This window comes from Campylobacter sp. 2018MI10, assembly GCF_018501175.1.
Lineage (GTDB): Bacteria > Campylobacterota > Campylobacteria > Campylobacterales > Campylobacteraceae > Campylobacter_E.
This window is the reverse complement of record NZ_JAHCZD010000160.1, coordinates 1-226: the sequence shown is the minus strand read 5'-3', so window position 1 is coordinate 226 and position 226 is coordinate 1. Positions and strand designations below refer to the sequence as shown.

Sequence of the window (226 nt, the reverse complement as noted above, 5' to 3'; positions counted from 1 at the left end):
GTGGTAGGAGAGCGTTCTATAGGCGTTGAAGATGTACCGGTAAGGAGCGTTGGAGCGTATAGAAGTGAGCATGCAGGCATGAGTAGCGATAATTAATGGGAGAATCATTAACGCCGTAAACCCAAGGTTTCCTACGCGATGCTCGTCATCGTAGGGTTAGTCGGGTCCTAAGCAAAGTCCGAAAGGGGTATGCGATGGAAAATTGGTTAATATTCCAATACCAACA

Annotated in this window: 1 rRNA gene; it reads left to right on the top strand. The window is 46.9% G+C overall.

Annotated elements, in window-relative coordinates:
• Positions 1 to 226: ribosomal RNA gene (locus KJR01_RS10145) — 23S ribosomal RNA — on the top strand; the annotation flags it as partial.